The organism is Methylobacterium sp. CCH5-D2, from assembly GCF_001556475.1.
Taxonomy (GTDB): Bacteria; Pseudomonadota; Alphaproteobacteria; order Rhizobiales; family Beijerinckiaceae; genus Methylobacterium; species Methylobacterium hispanicum.
Genome location: NZ_LSIX01000435.1, coordinates 1 through 7,440 on the forward strand (window position 1 = coordinate 1; position 7,440 = coordinate 7,440).

General features: G+C 71.9%; 5 protein-coding genes. 4 read left to right on the plus strand and 1 reads right to left on the minus strand.

Annotated features, from left to right (window positions below; all coding sequences use genetic code 11):
- Window positions 1-242: 242 nt before the first annotated feature.
- Window positions 243-1,286, minus strand: coding sequence for a P1 family peptidase (locus AX737_RS11090; RefSeq protein ID WP_066921299.1), 1,044 nt, complete (start codon window positions 1,284-1,286; stop codon window positions 243-245).
- Window positions 1,287-1,615: 329 nt separating this feature from the next.
- Between AX737_RS11090 and AX737_RS11095 the strand changes: the two genes are divergently transcribed.
- The 4 genes from AX737_RS11095 (at window position 1,616) to AX737_RS11110 (ending at window position 7,239) form a co-directional block, all read left to right on the plus strand.
- A complete protein-coding gene (locus AX737_RS11095) occupies window positions 1,616-2,200 on the plus strand; it encodes a PAS domain-containing protein (RefSeq protein ID WP_197430539.1) in 585 nt (194 codons plus the stop codon).
- Window positions 2,201-2,335: 135 nt separating this feature from the next.
- Window positions 2,336-4,240, plus strand: coding sequence for an extracellular solute-binding protein (locus AX737_RS11100; protein WP_066921303.1), 1,905 nt, complete (start codon window positions 2,336-2,338; stop codon window positions 4,238-4,240).
- Window positions 4,240-6,129: an extracellular solute-binding protein gene (locus AX737_RS11105; protein WP_066921305.1), complete on the plus strand. Its 1,890-nt coding sequence runs from the start codon at window positions 4,240-4,242 to the stop codon at window positions 6,127-6,129. Before AX737_RS11100 ends, AX737_RS11105 begins: the two co-directional genes overlap by 1 nt.
- A gap of 9 nt (window positions 6,130-6,138) precedes the next feature.
- Window positions 6,139-7,239 (plus strand): microcin C ABC transporter permease YejB, encoded by a 1,101-nt coding sequence (locus AX737_RS11110; protein WP_066921307.1) that lies wholly within the window; start codon window positions 6,139-6,141, stop codon window positions 7,237-7,239.
- Window positions 7,240-7,440 lie beyond the last annotated feature (201 nt).

Here is a 7,440-nt window from a genome sequence, read left to right on the forward strand (position 1 = left end):
CGCCGCAGGCGATCCCGGACTCGGGCGCGCCGCCGCGCCCTGTCAATCGGAGGAAAGTCCAGATCCCGACGCCCGATCGACCCCGCCGCACCGGCCCAGCGCGTCCGCGGCGGGCCGCCGGCCCGCAATCGCGCACGGTCGTGACCGTCCCCCGGCCGGGGCTGTTACGAAACAATAGATCCGTTTCGCCGAACACCAGTCCTGACAACGTATCGCTTTTGTCTCGACATCCGTCGGGACGCTCATCCGCCGAAGCGGTCGCGCCACGCCGGGGGCAGGCCCTCCAGGGCGAGCGGGGCCGCGGGCGCGTGCCCAGGCAGGCTCGCGGCGGCGTGGACGCCGAGCGCCACGGCGCGGGCGAGCACCTGCGCGGCCGCGTCGCCCAGGCGCGCGAGGTCGATCACCGGATCGGCGAGCGGGACCGCCCCCGTCGCCACCGCGAAGACGACGTCACCGTCGAGGGGGGTGTGCACCGGCTGGATCGCCCGGGCGAGCCCGTCCTGCGCGGTCACGGCGAGGCGGCGCGCCTGGGCCTTGGTCAGCCGCGCGTCGGTCGCCACGACGGCGAGGGTCGTGGCCCCGCCCGGGAGGGCGCGGGCCGGGAAGGCGAGCGCGTCCGCGGAGAGCCGCGCCGGCCATCCGAGACCGCCGAACTCGGCCCCGCGCTCGTAGGGGGCGGCCCAGAAATGCGGGCCGTCGCCGACCGTGACCCGGCCGAAGGCGTTCACCGCCGCGAGCCCGCCCACCCGGAACCCGGTTCCGGCGACCGTGGCCGAGGCGGAGCCGACCCCGCCCTTGAGGTTGCCGGTGCGCGCGCCCGTGCCCGCCCCGACCGAGCCGAGGGCGAAGTCCGTGCCCGCGTCCCGCGCGGCCGCGTAGCCGAGCTCGCGGTAGGGCGGGAAGCGGCCCCAGGCCTTGTCGCCGCCGTTGAGGAGGTCGAACAGGATCGCGGCCGGCACGATCGGCACGCGTATGCCACCCGCCTCGCAATCCTTCCCGCCGCCGACGCGAAAGCCCCTGCCCTGCTCGGCGAGCCACGCGACCGCGCCCGCCGCCGCGTCGAGCCCGTAGGCCGAGCCGCCGGAGAGCACGAGGGCGTCGATGCCCTCCACCGTGCGCTCCGGGTCGAGCAGGTCGGTCTCACGGGTCCCCGGTCCCCCGCCGCGCACGTCGACCGCCGCGGTGACGGGGCCGTCGAACAGGATCGCGGTCACGCCGGTCGCGGCGCGCAGGTCGCTCGCGTGGCCGACGCGGATGCCGGGGATGTCGGTGATGCGGCTCGTCATGCGTTCGGACTCGTCCTGCCTGCGTCCCAACATCGCACGGCCGGGGACGAAAGCCAGGACCGGGGAGAGGCCCGACCCTCTCGGGACGACCTGACCATTAGGACCTGTCCAACAGGACCGTTCGGGAGGGACTGTCTGAGAGGGAGCGACGCCCCCCGCCCCGGGGCCGGACCGGGTCCAGGCGCCCCGTGGTCGCGGGAGCACGCGGGCCTGTTTTCCGGTACAGCATCTTGCCGCGTCGCGTCGTCTGCGCAGACAATGGGCTGCGTATGCGGGAACACAAGGCTGGCTCTCCGGCGTATACTCAGTGGCGAACAGGAGCGGGGCGCGTGCGTGTGACAGGGAGCGAGGGAGCGGCGGGGCATGTCCCGGATCTGCGCCGGGTGCTCGATGCCTCCGGCATCGTCGGCACTTGGGACTGGTATGTGACGCGCCGCACGGTCCTCTTCGACGCGGGCGCCGCGGCACTCCTCGCGGGCGATGCCGGCCTCGCCGGGCGGGAACTCAGCGGTCCCGCGGCCACCGCCGGCATCCACCCGGACGACCTCGACTGGGTGATGGCCGGGATGCAGCGCGCGGTGGAGACCGGCGGCGTGATCCTGGCCGAGTACCGGGTGCGCGGGCCGGACGGCGGTGTGCGCTGGGTCCTGAGCCGCGGGCGGGCCTATCTCGACGCGGAGGGCCGGCCCCTGCGCGCGCACGGGTTGCTCATCGACATCACGGAGAGCCGCGAGGAGGGCCAGCGCTACGTCGCCAACGCCGCCGCGCCGCCCTCCGCCGACCGCGTGGTGGCCCTCTGCGCCGAACTGCGCGCGCTCGCGGAGACGATGCCATCCTCGACGCTGCGCCTGCTGGTCGATCTCATCCTCCTCGAAATCGGTGGCGCGACGCAGGAATCCGGGCCGCTGCACTGAAGCGCGGCGCACCGGACGGGCCTCGAGTGCGGGCCCGGCCGTTCCGGGCGCGGGTTGGCGCCGGACGCCCCGGCGTCCTAAGTAGCCGCCTGTGCGGGCGCCGCGTTCCGCGCCCGAACCGGAGACAGCCCCGACGTGATTGCACGCCTCCTCGCCGCCGCGCTCCTCCTGGCCGGGCTCGGTGCCCCAGCCGTGTCCCAGGAGCCCGCGGCCTCGGCCGCGACCGCCACGGGCGAGAACACCGGCAGCAAGAACACCGGGACTTGGGTCCACGCCGTCACCCTGATGGGCGCGCCGAAATACGGGGCGGGCTTCAAGCATTTCGACTACGCCGACCCGAAGGCGCCGAAAGGCGGCCTCGTGCGCCTCGGCGCGCAAGGGGGCTTCGACAGCTTCAACCTCGTGGTGTCGGGCCTGAAGGGCGACGTCGAGGGCGGCATCGCGCAGATCTACGACACGCTGACCACGGAATCGCTCGACGAGCCCTTCACCTCCTACGGGCTGCTCGCCGAGGCGATCCGGGTCGCGCCCGACCTCGGCTCGGTCTCCTACCGGCTGCGCGAGGGGGCCCGCTGGCACGACGGCAAGCCGGTGACGACGGACGACGTGATCTGGTCCTTCGAGGCCTTCAAGGCGAACAGCCCGCTCTACGCCGCCTACTACCAGAACGTCGCCAAGGCCGAGGCGGCGGGGCCGCGCGAGATCACCTTCACCTTCTCGGAGACGGGCAACCGCGAACTGCCTCAGATCGTGGGGCAGCTGCGCGTGCTGCCGAAGCACTGGTGGACGGGCAAGGACGCGCAGGGGCGCGCCCGCAACGTCGCCGAGACGACGCTGGAGCCGCCGCTGGGCTCGGGCCCCTACCGCCTCGCCCGCTTCGAGGCCGGCCGCACCGCGACCTACGAGCGCGTCGAGGATTACTGGGGCCGGGACCTGCCCGTGAATGCCGGCCGCAACAATTTCGGCACGATCCGGTACGAGTATTTTCGCGATGCCTCCGTGCTGGTCGAGGCGCTGAAGGGCGACCTCTACGACTTCCGGAGCGAGAACATCGCCCGCAACTGGGCCACCGCCTACGACGACTTCCCGGCCGTGAAGGAGGGGCGCCTCGTCAAGGAGGAGTTTCCCGACCGCGGCACCGGCATCATGCAGGCCTTCGTATTCAACCTGCGCAAGGACCGGTTCAAGGACGAGCGCGTGCGCCGCGCCCTCAACCTCGCGATGAACTTCGAGGAGATGAACCGGGCGCTGTTCTACGGGCTCTACCGGCGCATCGATTCCTACTTCTATGGCTCGGAACTCGCCGCCTCCGGCCTGCCCGAGGGCGAGGAGCGGCTGGTGCTGGACGGCGTGAAGGACAAGGTCCCGGCGCGCGTCTTCACCGAACCCTACCGGAACCCCGTCAGCGACACGCCGGAGGCGGTGCGCACGAACCTGCGCGAGGCGGTGCGCCTGCTGCGCGAGGCGGGCTACGAATTGCGCGAGGGCCGCATGGTCGACAAGCGGACGGGCGAGCCGCTGGCCTTCGAGATCCTGTTCGCGCAAGGCGTGTTCGAGCGGGTGGTGCTCCCCTACGCCGCCTCGCTCAAGTCCATCGGCATCACGGCGACCCCCCGGATCATCGACCAGGGCCAGTACCAGAACCGGGTGCGCGCCTTCGACTTCGACGCGATCATCCATTCCTGGGGCGAATCGCTCTCGCCCGGCAACGAGCAGCGCGACCATTGGGGCTCGGCCGCCGCCGACCGGCAGGGCTCGAGCAACGTCGCGGGCATCAAGGACCCGGGCATCGACGCGCTCATCGAGCGGGTGATCTTCGCGAAGGACCGGCCCGGTCTCGTCGCGGCGACGCGCGCCCTCGACCGGGTGCTGCTCGCCCACAACTACGTGGTGCCGCAATGGGCCTCCGGGGTCAGCCGGACTCTGCGCTGGAACCGCTTCGCCCGCCCCGCGACGCTGCCGGCCTACGGCGGCTCGGGCTTCCCGCAGACCTGGTGGTACGACGAGGCCCTGGCCGCCAAGACCGGGGCGCCGCGCTGATGCGGCCGAGCCGCCGCCTCGTCCTGGGGGCCGGGGCGCTGGCGCTGCTGGCGCGGGGCGCCCGCGCCGGGGACGCGCCGGGCGTCCCGGCCGTGCCCGCGGCCGCCCCCGGCGCGACGGCGGAGCGGCACGGCGAGAGGCACGGGATGTCGAGCTTCGGCGAGCTCAAGTACCCGGCCGACTTCGCCCGGTTCGCCTACGTGAACCCGGAGGCGCCGCGGGGCGGGCGCTTCGCCGCGCTGCTCTCCCAGACCTTCGGCAACCAGAGCTTCAACACCTTCAACACGCTCAATCCCTACGTGCTGCGCGGCGACGGGGCGGCGGGGATCAACCTGACCTTCGACAGCCTGATGGTGCGCGCGCTCGACGAGCCGGACGCGCTCTACGGCCTCGTCGCCCGCTCGGTCGCGGCGAGCGCCGACGGGCTGACCTACACCTTCCGGCTTCGCCCGCAGGCGCGCTTCCACGACGGCACCACGCTCACCGCGCACGACGCCGCCTTCTCGCTCACCACGCTCCGCGACCACGGCCACCCGGCGATCGCGCAGGAAATCCGCGACATGGCGGAGGCCACGGCCGCGGAGGACGGGGTTCTGGTGGTGCGGTTCAGTCCCGGCCGCGCCCGCGACCTGCCGCTCACCGTGGCGCAGCTGCCGATCTTCTCGCGGGCGTGGTGGGGGACCCGCGACTTCGAGGCCGCGACGATGGAGCCGATCCTGGGCTCCGGGCCCTACCGGGTCGCGCGCGTCGATGCCGGCCGGGCGATCGGCCTGGAGCGGGTGGCCGACTACTGGGCGGCCGATCTGCCGGTGAACGTCGGCCAGCACAACTTCGACGAGATCCGGTACGAGTACTTCCGCGATCGCAACGTCGCCATGGAGGCCTTCAAGGCGCGGGCCTACACGTTCCGCGAGGAGTTCGTGGCCCGGCTCTGGGCGACCGCCTACGACTTCCCGGCCGTTGCCGAGGGCCGGGTGCGCCGCCTCACCGTGCCGGACCGGCGCCCCTCGGGCACGCAGGGGTGGTGGCTCAACACGCGCCGGCCCCAGTTCAGGGACCGGAAGATCCGCGAGGCGGTCAACCTCTGCCTCGACTTTCCCTGGATGAACAGGAACCTGATGTTCGGCGCCTACACGCGCACCGTCTCGTTCTTCGAGAATTCCGACCTGAAGACGGAGGGACCGCCCTCCTCCGAGGAGATGGCGCTGCTCGAGCCCCTGCGCGACCGGCTGCCCGCGGAGGTCTTCGGCGAGCCCTGGAGCCCGCCCGTGGCGGACGGCTCGGGCCAGGACCGGGTGCTGCTGCGCCGCGCCGACGCGCTCCTGCGCGAGGCCGGCTGCACGCGCTCCGGCGGCAGCCTGCTCCTGCCGGACGGACAACCCTTCGCGATCGAGTTCCTTGATTTCGACCCGAGCCTGGAGCCCCACACCCAGGCCTTCATCCGCAATCTCGGCCTCGTCGGGATCCGCGCCGCGATCCGCAACGTCGATCCCTCGCAGTACCAGGCCCGGGTCAACGACTTCGACTTCGACGTGACCTCGCGCCGCTTCTCCTCCGGGCCGACGCCGGGGCCGGAGCTGCGCCAGATGTACGGCGGGCGCGCGGCGGGCGTGAAGGGTTCGAACAACCTCGCGGGCGTCAATGATCCGGCGGTCGACGCCCTGCTGGAGGCGGTCGCGGGCGCAACCTCGCGCGAGGCGCTGCGCCACGCCGCCCGCGCCCTCGACCGGGTGCTCCGGGCGGGGCGCTACTGGGTGCCGATGTGGTATTCGGGCGTCCACCGCGTCGCGGTCTGGGAGGGGTTCGGCCGGCCCGAGGCGGGTCCGGACTACGATCTCGGCGTCCCCGCGACCTGGTGGGCCGAGGCCCGCGGCGGCAGCAATCCTTAGGGGACCCCGATGCTCGGCTACATCCTGCGCCGCGTCGCCCTGATGGTGCCGACCGTGCTCGGCATCCTGCTCATCACCTTCGTGATCGTGCAGTTCGCCCCCGGCGGTCCCGTCGAGCGGGTGATCGCCCAACTCCAGGGCCAGGGCGACGCCACCATGTCGCGCGTTACCGGAGGCGCCGGCGATTTCGGCGGGGCGGCTCGCTCAGGCGGTACGGAGAACACCTCGAAGTACCGCGGCGCGCAGGGCCTGAGCCCCGACTTCATCGCCAAGCTCGAGAAGCAGTACGGCTTCGACAAACCGGCCTACGAGCGCTTCCTGAAGATGATCTGGGACTATGCCCGGTTCGACTTCGGGCGCAGCTATTTCCGCGATGTCAGCGTGATCGAGCTGATCCGCGAGCGACTGCCGGTCTCGGTGTCGCTGGGCCTCTGGATGACGCTCCTGTCCTACGCGATCTCGATCCCGCTCGGCATCGCCAAGGCGGTGCGCGACGGCACCCGGTTCGACCGCTGGACCTCCTTCGTGGTCATCATCGGCTACGCGGTGCCGGGCTTCATGTTCGGGCTGATGCTGATCATCCTGTTCGCGGGCGGCTCGTTCTTTCAGCTGTTTCCGCTGCGCGGCCTCGTCAGCGAGGGCTGGGAGACCTTCTCGCCCTGGCACAAGGTCACGGACTACGCCTGGCACATGGCTCTGCCGCTGACCGCGCTCGTCATCGGCGCCTTCGCGACCGCGACGCTTCTGACCAAGAACTCCTTCCTCGACGAGATCCGCAAGCAGTACGTGCTCACCGCCCGGATGAAGGGTCTGTCCGAGCGCCGCGTCCTCTACGGCCACGTCTTCCGCAACGCGATGCTGATCGTGATCGCGGGCTTTCCCGGCGCCTTCATCTCGGCCTTCTTCACCGGCTCGCTCCTCATCGAGACGATCTTCAGCCTGGACGGCCTGGGCGAACTCTCCTTCCGGTCGATCACGGGGCGCGACTACCCGGTGGTGTTCGCGACCCTCTACATCTTCTCGCTGCTCGGGCTCGCGGTGAACCTGCTGTCGGACCTGATCTACGTCTGGATCGACCCGCGCATCGATTTCTCCGCGCGCGCGACCTGAGATCTCCGCGCGCGTCAGCTCTCGGATCGGGCGAGAACCGCCACGCGCTCCCTCTCCCGTGCGGGAGAGGGTTGGGGTGAGGGATGAGAACTCTACGGAGAGGGCTGGAGGCTGCCGCGGAACCGCAGCGTCCTCTCCGTAAGGCTTCCGGGTCCCTCACCCGGCTTTCTGCGAAAGCAGACCTCTCCCGCACGGGAGAGG